The 13829-nt window shown below is 58.5% G+C and carries 15 protein-coding genes; 10 read left to right on the top strand and 5 right to left on the bottom strand.

The features are described 5' to 3' along the window. Nucleotides 1–478: 478 nt before the first annotated feature. The 4 genes from AC2FFD_RS20000 to AC2FFD_RS19985 all read left to right on the top strand — a co-directional run bounded on the left by AC2FFD_RS20000 (nt 479) and on the right by AC2FFD_RS19985 (nt 4394). On the top strand, nt 479–1228 hold the full coding sequence (locus AC2FFD_RS20000; protein WP_496873941.1) for a 5-oxoprolinase subunit B family protein: 750 nt from the start codon (nt 479–481) through the stop codon (nt 1226–1228). Continuing rightward, nucleotides 1225–2223: a 5-oxoprolinase subunit C family protein gene (locus tag AC2FFD_RS19995; protein WP_496873940.1), complete on the top strand. Its 999-nt coding sequence runs from the start codon at nt 1225–1227 to the stop codon at nt 2221–2223. Before AC2FFD_RS20000 ends, AC2FFD_RS19995 begins: the two co-directional genes overlap by 4 nt. A 12-nt stretch (nt 2224–2235) precedes the next feature. Next, nucleotides 2236–2997 carry a LamB/YcsF family protein gene (locus tag AC2FFD_RS19990; RefSeq protein ID WP_257600062.1) on the top strand — a complete coding sequence of 254 codons (762 nt, stop codon included), beginning with the start codon at nt 2236–2238 and terminating at the stop codon, nt 2995–2997. Nucleotides 2998–3146: 149 nt separating this feature from the next. Beyond that, the gene (locus AC2FFD_RS19985) at nt 3147–4394 is read left to right on the top strand and encodes a hypothetical protein (protein WP_496873939.1); all 1248 of its coding nucleotides are present in this window, start codon (nt 3147–3149) and stop codon (nt 4392–4394) included. 57 nt (nt 4395–4451) lie between these two features. Here the strand turns inward: AC2FFD_RS19985 and AC2FFD_RS19980 are convergent, their stop codons facing one another. Continuing rightward, complete coding sequence (locus tag AC2FFD_RS19980) at nt 4452–5846, bottom strand: D-alanyl-D-alanine carboxypeptidase family protein (RefSeq protein ID WP_425080071.1); 1395 nt, start codon at nt 5844–5846, stop codon at nt 4452–4454. 279 nt (nt 5847–6125) lie between these two features. Next, the gene (locus AC2FFD_RS19975) at nt 6126–6827 is read right to left on the bottom strand and encodes an HAD family hydrolase (RefSeq protein WP_496873938.1); all 702 of its coding nucleotides are present in this window, start codon (nt 6825–6827) and stop codon (nt 6126–6128) included. A 93-nt stretch (nt 6828–6920) separates the two neighbouring features. On the opposite strand from AC2FFD_RS19975, the gene clpS reads away from it, so the two are divergent. Genes clpS through hemF form a run of 4 tightly spaced genes read left to right on the top strand, consistent with a single transcriptional unit; the run spans nt 6921 to nt 9997 of the window. Beyond that, the gene (gene clpS, locus AC2FFD_RS19970; protein WP_152456986.1) at nt 6921–7262 is read left to right on the top strand and encodes an ATP-dependent Clp protease adapter ClpS; all 342 of its coding nucleotides are present in this window, start codon (nt 6921–6923) and stop codon (nt 7260–7262) included. A 42-nt stretch (nt 7263–7304) separates the two neighbouring features. Beyond that, entirely contained in the window at nt 7305–8270 is a 966-nt protein-coding gene (locus tag AC2FFD_RS19965) for a class I SAM-dependent methyltransferase (protein ID WP_496873937.1), read from the top strand. A gap of 36 nt (nt 8271–8306) precedes the next feature. Beyond that, nucleotides 8307–9107, top strand: a complete 801-nt coding sequence (locus AC2FFD_RS19960; protein WP_496873936.1) for an SDR family NAD(P)-dependent oxidoreductase — start codon at nt 8307–8309, stop codon at nt 9105–9107. A 5-nt stretch (nt 9108–9112) separates the two neighbouring features. Beyond that, nucleotides 9113–9997, top strand: coding sequence for an oxygen-dependent coproporphyrinogen oxidase (gene hemF, locus AC2FFD_RS19955; RefSeq protein WP_257600057.1), 885 nt, complete (start codon nt 9113–9115; stop codon nt 9995–9997). A gap of 3 nt (nt 9998–10000) precedes the next feature. Here the strand turns inward: hemF and AC2FFD_RS19950 are convergent, their stop codons facing one another. Then, nucleotides 10001–10408 carry a hypothetical protein gene (locus tag AC2FFD_RS19950; RefSeq protein ID WP_170347353.1) on the bottom strand — a complete coding sequence of 136 codons (408 nt, stop codon included), beginning with the start codon at nt 10406–10408 and terminating at the stop codon, nt 10001–10003. 185 nt (nt 10409–10593) lie between these two features. Between AC2FFD_RS19950 and AC2FFD_RS19945 the strand changes: the two genes are divergently transcribed. Then, nucleotides 10594–11106, top strand: coding sequence for a toxin-activating lysine-acyltransferase (locus tag AC2FFD_RS19945; RefSeq protein ID WP_496873935.1), 513 nt, complete (start codon nt 10594–10596; stop codon nt 11104–11106). Next, entirely contained in the window at nt 11107–12033 is a 927-nt protein-coding gene (locus tag AC2FFD_RS19940; protein WP_496873934.1) for a Hint domain-containing protein, read from the top strand. Between the two features lie 2 nt (nt 12034–12035). Here AC2FFD_RS19940 and modC read toward each other — a convergent pair whose 3' ends face one another. Together modC and modB are read right to left on the bottom strand one after the other, a co-directional pair. Beyond that, nucleotides 12036–13136 carry a molybdenum ABC transporter ATP-binding protein gene (gene modC, locus AC2FFD_RS19935; RefSeq protein WP_170347350.1) on the bottom strand — a complete coding sequence of 367 codons (1101 nt, stop codon included), beginning with the start codon at nt 13134–13136 and terminating at the stop codon, nt 12036–12038. Continuing rightward, nucleotides 13133–13825 carry a molybdate ABC transporter permease subunit gene (gene modB / locus AC2FFD_RS19930; protein WP_170347349.1) on the bottom strand — a complete coding sequence of 231 codons (693 nt, stop codon included), beginning with the start codon at nt 13823–13825 and terminating at the stop codon, nt 13133–13135. The genes modC and modB overlap by 4 nt, the downstream gene beginning before the upstream one ends. Nucleotides 13826–13829 lie beyond the last annotated feature (4 nt).

Raw genomic sequence — 13829 nt, 5'->3', positions numbered from 1 at the left:
CGACCCATCAGCACCGCCTCAGCAGCGCCGGTGAAGGGGGTTCTAAGTATAACCAACAAAACCCGCAAGTGGAAAATGACGCCGCAGGGCATTTTTTTGAAAAATTAGATATAATCATTTAAAAACAAAAACTTAAAAAGTCAGAAAGCTTGCCTTTTCTGTGCCAGTCGGGACTCTCTCCCTCGGATGGCCACGACACAACCCGGAAGACACAAGACGGCACTACTATATATAGGGAATCGACCGACACTGAACACAAGGCTGCGCGACTCAAGTAAGTGAATCGACTCGCGACTCTGCCAGAATCTGCATTGAAAACCCCAAACACCAGATTTCGAACCGCGCCGAGTCTGGCCGACAGACATTAAGTCCGACCGCGCCTTCAATGAGGCTGCATTCTGATCACCCATCTTGCACATCCCTCCGGGATGCGCTCTGGTCCGGGCAATTCATTTTCGGTTTCAATAGCGAGACAGGCATGGCGCGGCACCTTACGTTCCCACTGGTCAGAACCGTCGGATTTGACGGAGCGCTTGTCACATTTGCGGACACGATGTCTGAGACAGCGAACCGAGCGGCGCTGGCCTTTCGATCTGAACTGGTTCGGCTTCAATGGGCAGAGGTCACGGAGTCTTCTGCCACGCTGGCCTCGGCATATGTCCGGTTCGATACGCAACGCACCACCCATCAGCAGATGTTGCACAAGCTTCAGGACCTCGTCGACCAAAGGGACTGGTACAACACACCACTTCCAACGGGCCGCAGGCTGTGGCGAATTCCGACGGTCTATGGCACCGACCTTGCGCCTCAGCTGGACGATGCCGCTGCTGCTGCCGGTCTCACGCCGGAAGAAGCGGTACGGCGGCTTGGCCAGTCCCGCGTGCGGGTTTTGACAATCGGCTTCGCCCCCGGACAACCCTACCTTGGACCATTGGGCCCCGAGTTCAATATTCCGCGGCTGCAAACCCTTACCCCCATGGTGCCCGAAGGTGCTCTGGTTCTCGCAATATCTCAGTTTGTGCTGTTTTCCGGGCCGACGCCAACCGGGTGGCGGCATGTCGGGCAGACGGCTTTTCGGTGTTTCCGGCCCGAGACAAATGAGGCATTCGCCCTCAACCCCGGGGATGAACTGATTTTCGAACCCGTGTCCCGCGAAGACCTGGAACACATAAGCGCCAATAATGAGAATAGCACAGGCGGAGCAACCTGCGAGGAGATTGCGCCATGAGCCTGATCGTCCACCAGATCGGCCCGACTTGCACCATCCAGGATCAGGGGCGCATTGGTTATCTGGACCAGGGCCTGTCCCGGTCTGGTGCTGCCGACATACTGGCCCTTCATGAAGGTGCCGCGTTGCTTGGCCAGAGCCCGGAATTCGCTGCGCTGGAAATGGCCGGGATGGGCGGCGCGTTCGAGGCCACACAGAACATGCGTATCGCTTTGACCGGTGCGCGGATGCAGGCCAGTATTGATGGCAGCCCCGTGGCCTGGAATGCCTCACATCACCTGGAACCCGGACAACGGCTGGTCATCGGTGCGGCCCTGCAAAGCAATTACGGCTATCTTCACTTGGGGGGCGGTATCGATTCAGAGGTTTTTCTTGGATCTCGATCCGCGCATCTGACGGCACGGATCGGGCGGGCAGTGCAGCCAGGCGACAGGCTGACATGTGGCCCGGATGCAGGCGACGCAAGTTTGAAACTGACCCCCTCCGAGCGCTTCTCGGGTGGCGTTTTGCGTGTCGTTGCCAGTTTTCAGACGTCCTTGTTTGATGACGCAACGCTTGATCGGTTTGCGCGCACCTCATTCCAACGTGGCGCACGCGCCAACCGGATGGGGATGCAAGTGAACAGTGACGGCGACGGGTTTGCAGCCACTGGCCAACTGAACATCTTGTCCGAGGTGATCACCCCGGGCGACATCCAGATGACCGGAACCGGAGACCCATTCATTCTGCTGCCTGAATGCCAGACCACCGGAGGGTACCCCCGCATCGCGACCGTTTTGCCCTGCGACATGCCCCGCGCAGCGCAGACGCCCGCGGGCGGAGCGATCACGTTCGAATTTGTGACCTTGGATCAGGCCGCCGATTTGCACGCGGCATTCCTGGCGGATCTTGCCCGCTTGCCCTCAAAAGTCGAGGCGCTGGTGCGTGACCCGCATGACATCCCGGACTTGCTGTCCTACCAATTGATCAGCGGAGTGATCTCTGCCACCGACTAAGGAGATGTGCCGATGCCAAGCGTCGATCTGAATGCCGATATGGGGGAAAGCTTTGGTCCATGGAAAATGGGCGATGACGAAAGCCTTCTGAAAATCATCACCTCCGCCAATATTGCCTGCGGATTTCATGCGGGTGATCCGGATGTAATGGCATCTACAATGAAGCTGGCGGCCGAGAATGGTGTCGGCATCGGCGCGCATCCCGGGTTTCCGGACCTGCAAGGTTTTGGTCGCCGGAACATGAAGCTGTCCCAGGAAAATCTGCGCAACCTTGTGCGGTATCAGTTGGGTGCGGCGATGGGCATGGCCAAGGCGGTCGGCACCAAAGTGCGGCATCTGAAATTGCACGGCGCACTGGCCAATATGTGTTCGGTCGATATGGATATGGCGCGGGCCTGCTATCAGGGCGCGCTGGACGTCGATCCCGACATCATCGTGATGGTTCTTGCCGTGACGAAACAGGAAGACGCCGTGCGCGAGCTGGGCTGCAAATGGGTGGGCGAGATCTTTGCTGACCGTGCCTATAATGACGACGGAACATTGGTTGACCGCAGCCTGCCCGGCGCGGTGATCCACGACGCAGATGTCGCCGGACCACGCATCCTGAACATGGTGCGTGAAGGCGCGATCATCACCGAAAGCGGCAAGCGGCTGGAGACATCCATCGACACGATTTGCCTGCACGGAGACGGACCAACTGCCGTTCAGATCGCCCGTTCAGTTCGCGAAAGCCTGATCGGGGGCGGTGTCGAGGTGACGAAATTCACCCGCTGAACATCATGCGTTAACGTCGGCAGCCCAATTTCACGACTGTTGCCCGTGCAGGCCTCAGCGCCTAGCATGACGGGCAAACGCATATTCTGAATACCATAATTGCAAACAATGCATTGACCCGCAGCGGGCAAGTGCAAGGAGGTCGTGGAATGTCATTTGATCTGATGTCTTATCAGCCCCGGGGCGACAAAAAGAACTCGGACTTCTTCAATGAATACCTTCCGAAGATTTACGAACGCCGGACAAGCTCGGGCATTGCGGACCAGGTCGGCGCAATGAAGGCCATCATCATTCAGGTTGAACCCGACGCGGTGTTCGACACAATGGTCGAGCTTTACGTGATGACGCCGTATCGACACACCGCCAGCTATCTGGGGCAGACCCACAGGTTTTCGGTACTGCATTCACATCCCGACTATCCCGCGCTGATCCTGATGGCCCCGCTCAGCCCCGGGTTTGAAGATTTCATCCCCCGCATCAACCGCATGTACCCGCTTGCGCGCAACAATCCTCAGACGCGTTACGTAGGTGAGGTTTTCGCTGCCTGTGATCTGGACGCGCTGACCCGAGCACTTGAGGATCAGAACATACGCTTCGAGTTTTCCGGCGACACCGAAAACCCGTTCTACACAACAGACGGGTACCGATTCACCACCCCGTCCGATTTCACCTGCAACCGCGTCGGGTATTCGACCCACGACTTTAACGATACCGACAGTCTGGGCCTTGGGGATCGCGTGTTGCTGAGCGATACGGAACAGGCCCGTCTGGAACAGGCCGCCGCCTTTGGAACCGAAAGCAGGATCGCCCCGCTGATGCTGGGAATCGACCATCTTGCGACGCGGGTGCTGGCGGGTGAGCGCGAGGATGCGATTCTCGAGTTCCTGACCATGGTGCCCTACTATTTCTGGGGCGCTTACAACATATTCGACATGAACTCATCGACCAACGTGAACCGCAACGGCAATGTAGACGATGACAAAAAGTCTCCGGCCAAGGTATTCACCGCAAACAACACGCCATCCTTCGTCAACTCCTTCGCCAAACTGCCGATGCCGACCGAAGATTTCGTGCGCAATTTTGGCCGTCGTCTGCACCACATGGCGGTCGAGATTCAGGATGGCGATCACGGCGCTGGGGAAAAGAACGTCGATTTCGTGGTGAACACCCTGAAGGACAAGGGTGTGCCGTTCCTGGCCCATGTGGTGGGTGAGTGCAAAGACGACCCGAACCTGAAACAGATCTTTTCGAAACACTCCAAGCACACCCTGCTGATTACCGAGTATATCGAGCGGTGTCACAAATACGACGGGTTCTTCACCAAGGACAACGTCGCCGCCCTGACGGCTGCCGCCGGGCAGGATGAACAATACCAGCACGGTCACGTTTTTGACTGAAAAAAGGGCTGCGGAAAACCGCAGCCCAGACACGTTCAGGAGAGAGAATGCCGAACCTTATGATGGCCCGATCATGAAACAGGTGACGTTGCGAGCCTGCAAACGGCGACAGGCCAGATCCGCCTGTTCGCGGGTCATGCCCTGAAAGGTTGCGTCAAACCCGCGCGCGCTTTGGTTCACCTTGCGCAGCGTGCCTTCCAGCGTGGTCATTTCCGACAATGCGGTTTTCAGCAAAACCTTCTCAGCCTCATACCGCGTGGTATAGCGACCCACATTGACCCCCCACAGGTGCCCACCTGACGAAGACAACCGAGTGACAACCTCCTGCTCAGGCTCTGGCTGTTTCGTGGAATCCGTCGAAGCCAGAACCAGATTTTCGGGGCGCAATGCCGGACGGGTATCGGATGTTTCCACAGGCGGTGCAGTTGGCGCGATATCCGCCTCTGCAATGGCCGCCGCGATCGCGCTGGTAATGCTGTCGCGATTCTCGTCAGCCGCCGCTGCAACCGCGCTTGCGACTTGCGTTGCCGCGGTCGGGCGCCGAACCGGGCGCAAACTGGATTTTGGCGCGCCGCTCACGCTGGCGACCTGCGTCCCGACACCCAATCCGGTATTTCCAGCATAGGCCGGTCGGGCAGGTTTGCGAATGGGCGCACGCGACGGGGCGCGGCGGAAGCCCAAATCCAGAAGCTCGGCAACCTTGGCATTCCGAGAGGCGCCGGACTTTCCGCCGAAAACGGTGGCGATGATGCGTTCATCCTTGCGCTTTGCCGATGCCACAAGATTGAACCCCGCTGCACGGGTGTACCCGGTTTTGATGCCGTCGGCGCCCTTGTAGGCCGCCAGCAGGCGGCGGTTGGTGTTGGGAACGGTTTTGATCCCTGCATAGGTCGATTGGCGCGAGAACAGATTGTAGTATTGCGGATAGTCATACAGCAGATGCCGGCCCAGCGTGGTCATGTCACGTGCGGTCGAAAGATGACCCGCTTCGGTCAAACCATGGGCGTTCTTGAAGGTCGTGCGGCTCATCCCCATCGCCTTGGCGGTTCGCGTCATGCGCCGCGCAAAAGCTGCCTCGGATCCGCTGATGGCAATGCCGATGGCCGTGGCGGCATCATTGGCCGACTTCACGGCAGCCGCGCGGATCAGATAGCGAAAAGCAATCGTCTGACCGGCGCGCAGCCCCAGCTTCGATGGCGGCTCGGCTGCTGCCTTTTTGGTGATCCGAACCGGGGTATCCAGCGTGATCTCACCGTTCCGCACCGCTTCGAACGCGATATAAAGCGTCATCATCTTGGTCAGCGATGCCGGGTGAAGTCTTGTGTCAGCATTGCGCGAATGCAGAACCTCTCCGGTTCGGGCATCAATCACCATCGCCGCGTAAGGTGCCGCCATGGACCTGAGCGGCGCAAACGCCAGAGCACATAGCAACACTATGAGAAGAAAGCCCATTCGGGCCGGAACTGTCCGCCGAATCTGCACGATTATTGCCTCTGTCTGCCTCGCGCCGCCGGGTTTTCCCGGTCGGCAAATTTTGTTTTATTACCGTACAGACTATCACAGAGACTTGGTGAAATAAACCGAAAGCTGAGCTTTTCGCGGTTTCGTCAGGCCGCCCGAACAGGGCTATATCTAGACAGATGCCGCCCAAAGCCCACCAGATGCGCGATTGAGGCAGAACTTGGTCAACGCCCGGCAGGGTTTTCGTGGAACTGCGGCCAAAAGGCAACATCACTTCAGGCTCTGCACCAGATCGGCCAGACCGCCCAAATCCCTCAACTCCCGGAATCGGGGACTGTCGACCGGGGCTTCAGCATGCTCCACCTCCCAGATCAGGCCGTGCGGGACATGAACCCCCCAGCTTCCTGCCTGAATCGGAGCCACGACGTCAGATCGCATGGAATTGCCAACCATCATCGCGCGCGTCGGGCCATCGCCATGCCGCTCAAATATCGACCGGTAAGTTTCAGGGGTCTTTTCAGACACGATTTCCACCGCGTCGAACAGATCGCCCAGACCCGACTGGGCCAGTTTCCGTTCCTGGTCGATCAAGTCCCCTTTGGTGATCAAGACAACCCGACACAAGCCGGTCATGCCTTCCACCGCGTCGCGGGCATGGGGCAACAGCTCGATCGGATAGGCCAGCATCTCTTGGCCGGCTTCGATCAATTGGCGAATGACCGAGGCCGGAACACGGTCGTCCGTGACCTCGATCGCGGTTTCGATCATCGATAGGACAAAGCCCTTGATACCATAGCCATAATGTCGAATGTTGCGCTTTTCGGCCGCCAGAAGCCGCTCCATCAGATGGTCCCGGTCGGCATGCTCGGCCAGCAATTCAGCAAAATGCGCCTGCGTCAGCTGAAAAAAACGCTCATTGTGCCACAGAGTATCATCCGCATCGAAACCGATTGTCGTCAGCTTGTCAGTCATCTCGTTTACGTCCGCTTGCTCTTTTCACCGGCCATCCCCACGTTATATAAGCGCGAAGATAAACCCCAAAACTGAATCGGACAGTTGCCTACGATGCTGGAAAAGACCTGGATGATGTCTGACGAACCGGACGACGACAGCGACGCGTCCGTTCTGGTGCAGACGCGCCCAAAAACCAAGCGTCCGCCTTTGTACAAGGTGCTGTTGCTGAACGACGATTACACGCCGATGGAATTCGTGGTTCATGTTCTGGAACGTTTCTTCGGCATGACCCATGCAGAAGCGTTCGAGATCATGCTGACCGTGCATAAAAAAGGTGTGGCCGTCGTCGGGGTCTTCAGCCATGAGATTGCCGAGACCAAAGTTGGTCAGGTCATGGATTTCGCCCGCAGGCACCAGCACCCGCTGCAATGCACCATGGAACGGGAAGAATAGGGCTTTTTGCCTGACACTCACCCATATTTGCCGGAATTGCCCATGTCCCTTCGCCTGGAACTTGCATTGCAGAACGGCCTGTCGCTGTCGTCGCCCCTTAGCGTGATCTGCCCTGTTCCGGCCCATGATCTGTCGGCGCTTCCCAATGAAGCGCAGGTGGTGCAACCGTTCAAACCTTTTCACGACCATTTTGCTGCGCAGGGCTTTGACACGGTGCCCGAGGCAGACAACCCTTGCCAGGATGCCATTGTGTTTTTGCCGCGTGCCAAGGCGCTGGCACGGGCGATGATCCATCTGGCCAGTTCACGAGCCCGCGGCATTGTCGTGATCGATGGCGCAAAGACCGATGGCGTGGACAGCATTCTGAAAGATGTTCGCAAAAGGATCTCGGTCGAAGGACCTCTGTCCAAAGCGCACGGGAAAATCTTCTGGTTTCAGGCTGACCCGCAGAGCTTTGCAGATTGGGCTGCGCCAAAGACGCAGATCGTCGATGGGTACCACACGGCACCGGGTGTGTTTTCAGCGGACGGGATCGATCCCGCTTCGGCCATGTTGCTGAAGGCCTTGCCCGCCAAGCTGGGGCCGCGCGTGGCCGATCTGGGTGCCGGATGGGGGTATCTGACCGCAGAGATACTGAAGCGCGACACTGTGAAATCCGTACATCTTGTCGAAGCAGATCACACGGCCCTTGCCTGTGCGCGCATCAACGCCTCTGACCCGAAGTCCCGGTTTTATTGGGCTGACGCCGTCACCTGGTCTGCGCCAGAGCCGATGGACACCATCGTAATGAACCCCCCGTTTCACACCTCACGCAGTGCCGACCCTGCGCTGGGGCAGGGTTTCATCGCAGCAGCGGCACGCAATCTGACGCGCAACGGAACGCTCTGGATGGTGGCAAATCGCCATCTCCCCTACGAAACCACTCTGAACGAACACTTCGCTCGGGTCGATGAAGCCGCCGGCGACAACCGGTTCAAGGTGTTTGAGGCCTCTCGCCCTCGGCGATAAGGCCAGCTAACCTGCCCCCAATTCAGGAGGATTCGGATGTCCTTTTCCATCGCAGGCAAGACAGCAATCGTTACAGGCGGAGCCAATGGCATCGGGCTGGCCGTAGGTCGGCATTTCGCGGATGCGGGCGCAAATGTCATGTTCGCCGATATAGATGAAAAACGTCTGATCGATGAGCTTGGGGAACAGGCAGAAGACGGCAATATTCGCTACTTCGCAGGCGATCTGCGCGAAAAACTGACCATTGCCAATTTGCTGTCGGCAACACTGGATGCGTTTGATCAGGTGGATATTCTGATCAACGGCGCGCGCCAGGTGATCCAGTCTGATCCGCTGGACCCCGATGACGATTCGATGCGCACCTTGCTGAACCAGAACTTGATGCCTGCGCTGCGGCTCAGCCAGCTGGTCGCGAAACGCATGATCAAACAGGCCGGGGATGACGATGAAAACCCGGCCGGATCGATCATCAACCTGTCATCCATCGCGGCCCGCCGCACGCATCCGGACCTGATGGCCTATTCCGTGTCGACCGCCGCGCTGGATCAGTTGACACGTTCACTGGCCGTGGCGTTGGCGCCGAACCGCATCCGGGTCAATTCGATTGCGCTCGGCTCGGTCATGAGTGCATCCCTGCAATCGACCCTGAGAGAGAACCGAGAATTCCGCGACGACATCGAAAAGCACACACCGCTTGCCCGCATCGCGTCGGCCACCGAATTGACGGAAACCGCGCAGTATCTGGCATCGGATGCAGCCGGATTCATCACCGGCCAGATCCTGACAATCGACGGTGGCCGCACATTGCTTGACCCCGTTGCCGCACCTGCGCATTAAGACCCATGTTCGAAACAGAAAAAAACACCGCCTCTGCCTGGTTCCGTCAATTGCGCGACGACATTGTCGCCGCATTCGAAGCACTGGAGGACAGCCACGACACCGGCCCGTTTTCCGACGCAAAACCCGGCCGCTTTGAAGTGAAGGAAACCAAACGCCAGTCCGAGGACGGCTCTGACGCAGGGGGCGGTCTGATGTCCGTGATGCGCGGCGGGCGCGTGTTTGAAAAGGTCGGGGTCAATGTCTCGACGGTTTACGGGACCCTGGGCGAGCGTGCACAACAGGCAATGGCAGCGCGCAAAGGCATTCCCGGGATGACCGAAGACCCGCGTTTCTGGGCCTCGGGGATCAGCCTCGTGGCGCATATGCAGAACCCCCATGTCCCGGCGGTGCACATGAACACCCGCATGTTCTGGACCCCGCACGCCTGGTGGTTCGGCGGCGGGTCGGATCTGAACCCCTGCATCGAGTATGATGAAGACACGGCGCATTTCCACGCGACCCAAAAGGCTCACCTGGACCCGCATGGTCCCGGGCACTATCCACGCCTGAAAGAGTGGGCGGACGAATACTTCTATATCCCCCACCGCAAACGCGCACGCGGCGTGGGCGGCATTTTCATGGATGACTATTGCACCGGGGACTGGCAGGCCGATTTCGCCCTGACGCAGGATATCGGTCGGGCTTTCCTGCCGGCCTTCCTGCCATTGGTTGAAAAGCGGCGCGTACAGGGTTTCTCGGACGCCGACAAAGACACCCAGCTGGTGCATCGCGGTCTTTATGCGGAATACAATCTGGTCTATGACCGGGGCACCAAGTTCGGACTGGAAACCGGACATGACCCGGACGCCGTTCTGATGAGCCTGCCGCCGATGGCGAAATGGGTCTGACGCTTAGAACGTGTCCATGATGAAATTGTCATAGCAGTAGTTCTGCGCCGACGACGCCGACATATTGGCCCCAACCTTCCTGACGGTGATGGAATATCCCGGCTTGGTATCCGCCCCCGGCGGCGGGCTCAGCGAGAATTGCACGGTCCGGACACCGGGTTCATAGGCGCGCCAGATATAGATCCGCTGGTTGTTTGGCACACCCAGCGAGCGGATCGCGTAATCCCCGATCCCACACCAATAGTTCACGGGCGCCGACGATCCGATGGCCTTGACCTCGTAGACACCGTTCGGCAAGGCTGTGATTTCCGTGCGAAATTGTGGCCGAACGGACAGACCGAACCCAACGGCCTCGGCCATTGCAGGTATCGATAAAAGCACGGCAGCAGCCAAAGTCTTGAATGAACGCATAATCCAGATATCCCGAAACAAGGGTCCGATACCAATAGCATAGCCGGGACGACCTGCGAGTAAAGCAGGACAGGCCAACGAAACGGTAACACTGACCACATCAAAGAATTTATTCTACCCATATTGCAGGAAAGCAGTACACTCGCGGCAGACTTTTGGTTCCCGTTACACTGTTGGGCATCTCTTTGAGCAAGACGTTTCCAAAAGACTGGTTCGATTTCACGCCTGAAAAATACGCGGATCTGGGCGTTATGTTCTATCTGGCGGGTTTGACGAAAACACATCAGAAACGCAGTCTGGCGCAGGTTTTGTACGCGTTCGAAACCCCGTTTCGCCTGGGCCAGTACCATATCTTCCGGCAGCACGGATTCCCCCGGGGTTTTGTCACCTTCGCCGGGCTCAGCCCCGAAGCCGAGTTCCGATATGCGGTGAAAGAAAAACCCCTTTCAGACACGGATTTCACCAGCGGATCATCCTTCTGGATCATTGATCTGGTGGCTCCGTTTGGACAGACCAGCCAAATTGTTGATATCCTCAAGCAGGAAATCCCGCACCCGCGTGTGCGCACCAACCGGATGGACAGTGACATGACACGCAATCGGATTGTCGAATGGACGCGGGATGAAGCGGGCGAGGTTCACATGCGCCTGTATCGCAAGAAGGAATTTGAACGCGTGTTGCAGCAAGGCGAGGGTTAATTGGTTTCAGTTCCGATCACAGGTGAACTGACCGGGGATGTGACTGGTTTCCCGCCCAACGTTGAGACGGGGCAACCCACTCTGGACAATGGAAACTTCAACCCGGTCACGCAAACCTGGACGATTGCGGCACAGCCCGCCAACGGTACCGCCTCGATTGACCCGAACACAGGAGAGTGGACCTATACCGTCGACCCGACATTTTTCGATGGCCTCGACAAAGGCGAGGTTGTCTTCGATTCTTTCTTCATCAGCGTCTCGGGTACAACCCAAGCCGGCCCATTCACCCTTCCATTCACCGGCACACCGGACCCGGTTGAAGTGGTCATCAGGATCGAAGGCGTCTGTTTTGCGGCCGGAACTCTGATCGAGACTGAAAGCGGCCCGCTTGCGATCGAAACGCTGGGCACAGGTCATATGGTGGCCACTGCCGATCACGGTCTGCAACCTATCCGCTGGATCGAAAGCAGCAGGATTCCACCCGAACGATTATTCGATGAACCTGCTTTGCGCCCCGTTCGTATCTCGGCGGGCAGTCTGGGGCCGAACGAACCCTCTTGCGACCTTCTGGTGTCGCAACAGCACAGAATTCTGGTAAAGGGCCCGAAGGTCGAGTTGCTTTTCGGCGCATCCGAAGCCCTGGTTGCCGCCAAACACCTGTGCGGATGGCACGGCATTGGCATCGATACATCTGTTGAAGCCATCGAGTATCTCCACGTCCTGCTGGACCGCCACGAAATCCTGAGCGCCAACGGAGCGCTGGCCGAAAGCCTGTTTTTGGGGGAAGAGGCGCTGTATGCCTTGTCCTCTGACGCGTTGCGGGAGCTGGCCGCAATTTTCCCGGACAGGCCGACCTCGGGTCATATCGGATTCGGGCGCGCGGCTCGTCTGATACTGCGCGAACACGAAGCCCGCGCGCTCGCCTGAGACTAACTACCGGCCACGATATGTCCGCCGACATCCTGCGGTGCCAACGCAACCGTCTTGATCACCGCATGACATGTGCTGCCCGGTTGCAGGTTCAGGGCCACAACAGATCGGCGCGTGACCCGCGCCAGCACATTGCCCGCCGGAGTCCTTACGGACACGATCGCACCGGGTCCCTCGCCCGACCGGATCTCTTCGACAGTACCGCTGAGCACATTCAGCGCCGAAAGCCCCTCGGGTTTTTTGTTCGACAGGATCACTTCCTGCGCAGGAATACGAATACGCAAGTTGGCTCCGATCTCATGTCCGATACGAGGCAGAAACAACCGCGCGCCATTGGCATTCAATTCCGTCAGCCCATCGGAATGATGTTTTGCAACCTGAACCTGCAACACGGCCCCGACGGCACGGACACCCGTAGGGGCCACAGACGGGTCGGCAAGAACTTCGGATGCGGGCCCATGACGAACGGCCTTGCCATCCTGCAACGCAACGACGGACGTTGCCAATCGGGCCACTTCAGCAGCCGAGTGCGTCACATAGAGGATCGGAACCGAAACCTCATCCCTGAGGCGCTCGAAATAGGGCAGGATTTCCGCTTTTCGCCCATCATCCAGTGCCGCCAGCGGTTCATCGGCAAGGATCAATCGCGGGCTTGCCAACAAGGCCCGCCCGATGGCGACGCGTTGTTTCTCTCCGCCTGACAACCCGGCAGGTCTGCGGTCCAGCAGATGACCGATGCCCAGCATGTCGATGACCTTGTCGGGATCTTCGCGCCGTGTATTCTTCGGCGCGAACCATCGCCCATAGGCAAGGTTCTGGCGCACGGTCAGATGAGGGAACAACCGCCCTTCCTGAAAAATATACCCCAATCGACGCCGATGCGGCGGCAGCCAGAGCCCCTGTTCCGTGTCGAACAGAACCCAGTCATCTACCGCCACCCGGCCCGCCCGGGGCCGCAGCAACCCTGCGACTGCGTTGACGATGGTGGTCTTTCCCGATCCCGAGCGCCCGAACAGCACTGTTACGCCAGGGGGTGCATCAAAACTGACGTCCAGATCGATCCCCGGCAGATCATGGTGCAACCGAACAGACAGGCTCATGATCCGGCCACCCGCGCGGCGGCGCGGCGTCCCACATATTCTGAAAGCAACAACGCGCTCATCGCGATGACGATCGAGATCAGAACCAGCCGCGTCGCAGCGGCCTCGCCGCCCGGGACCTGCAAAAACGCGTAAACAGCCGAAGGCAATGTTTGCGTCTGACCCGGGATGTTGGACACGAAGGTAATCGTCGCACCGAATTCACCCATGGCCTTGGCGAAGGCCAGAATAGCCCCGGCTATGACCCCGGGCAAAATCATCGGCAAGGTCACCGTACAAAACACCATCGGACGCGACGCGCCCAGAGTTGCCCCTGCCTGTTCCAGCTTCGGGTCCACCGCTTCGATCGACAAACGTATCGCCCGGACCATCAAAGGGAAGGCCATGATCCCGGCGGCAAGGGCCGCGCCTGTCCAGCGAAAGGCCACTACGATCCCGAACTCGGCCAAGATCCGCCCCAGCGGCCCTTGAATGCCGAAGGTCAGCAACAGCAGGTATCCGGTGACAACGGGCGGCAGGATCAAAGGCAAATGCACCAGACCGTTCAAAACCTGTCGCCCGGGAAACCGCCAACGCGCCAGAGCATAAGCGACAAATATCCCAAACGGCAAAGTCGCCAGCGTCGCCCAGAAGGACACCCGCAATGAAAGTTTCAAGGCTTCTACTTCGGCAGGTCCCAACCAATTCAAGGCA

Source organism: Ruegeria sp. YTSC002 (assembly GCF_059609845.1).
Note: the sequence above shows the minus strand (reverse complement) of the source record. Positions and strands in the feature narration are given on the sequence as shown.

Coding starts and splice junctions, on each gene's coding strand:
- AC2FFD_RS19965 (WP_496873937.1), top strand. CDS start 7,305: ATGTCCCTTCGCCTGGAACTTGCATTGCAGAACGGCCTGTCGCTGTCG.
- modC (WP_170347350.1), bottom strand. CDS start 13,136: ATGAGCCTGTCTGTTCGGTTGCACCATGATCTGCCGGGGATCGATCTG.
- AC2FFD_RS19950 (WP_170347353.1), bottom strand. CDS start 10,408: ATGCGTTCATTCAAGACTTTGGCTGCTGCCGTGCTTTTATCGATACCT.
- clpS (WP_152456986.1), top strand. CDS start 6,921: ATGCTGGAAAAGACCTGGATGATGTCTGACGAACCGGACGACGACAGC.
- AC2FFD_RS19960 (WP_496873936.1), top strand. CDS start 8,307: ATGTCCTTTTCCATCGCAGGCAAGACAGCAATCGTTACAGGCGGAGCC.
- hemF (WP_257600057.1), top strand. CDS start 9,113: ATGTTCGAAACAGAAAAAAACACCGCCTCTGCCTGGTTCCGTCAATTG.
- AC2FFD_RS20000 (WP_496873941.1), top strand. CDS start 479: ATGGCGCGGCACCTTACGTTCCCACTGGTCAGAACCGTCGGATTTGAC.
- AC2FFD_RS19985 (WP_496873939.1), top strand. CDS start 3,147: ATGTCATTTGATCTGATGTCTTATCAGCCCCGGGGCGACAAAAAGAAC.
- AC2FFD_RS19990 (WP_257600062.1), top strand. CDS start 2,236: ATGCCAAGCGTCGATCTGAATGCCGATATGGGGGAAAGCTTTGGTCCA.
- AC2FFD_RS19975 (WP_496873938.1), bottom strand. CDS start 6,827: ATGACTGACAAGCTGACGACAATCGGTTTCGATGCGGATGATACTCTG.
- AC2FFD_RS19995 (WP_496873940.1), top strand. CDS start 1,225: ATGAGCCTGATCGTCCACCAGATCGGCCCGACTTGCACCATCCAGGAT.
- AC2FFD_RS19980 (WP_425080071.1), bottom strand. CDS start 5,846: ATGGGCTTTCTTCTCATAGTGTTGCTATGTGCTCTGGCGTTTGCGCCG.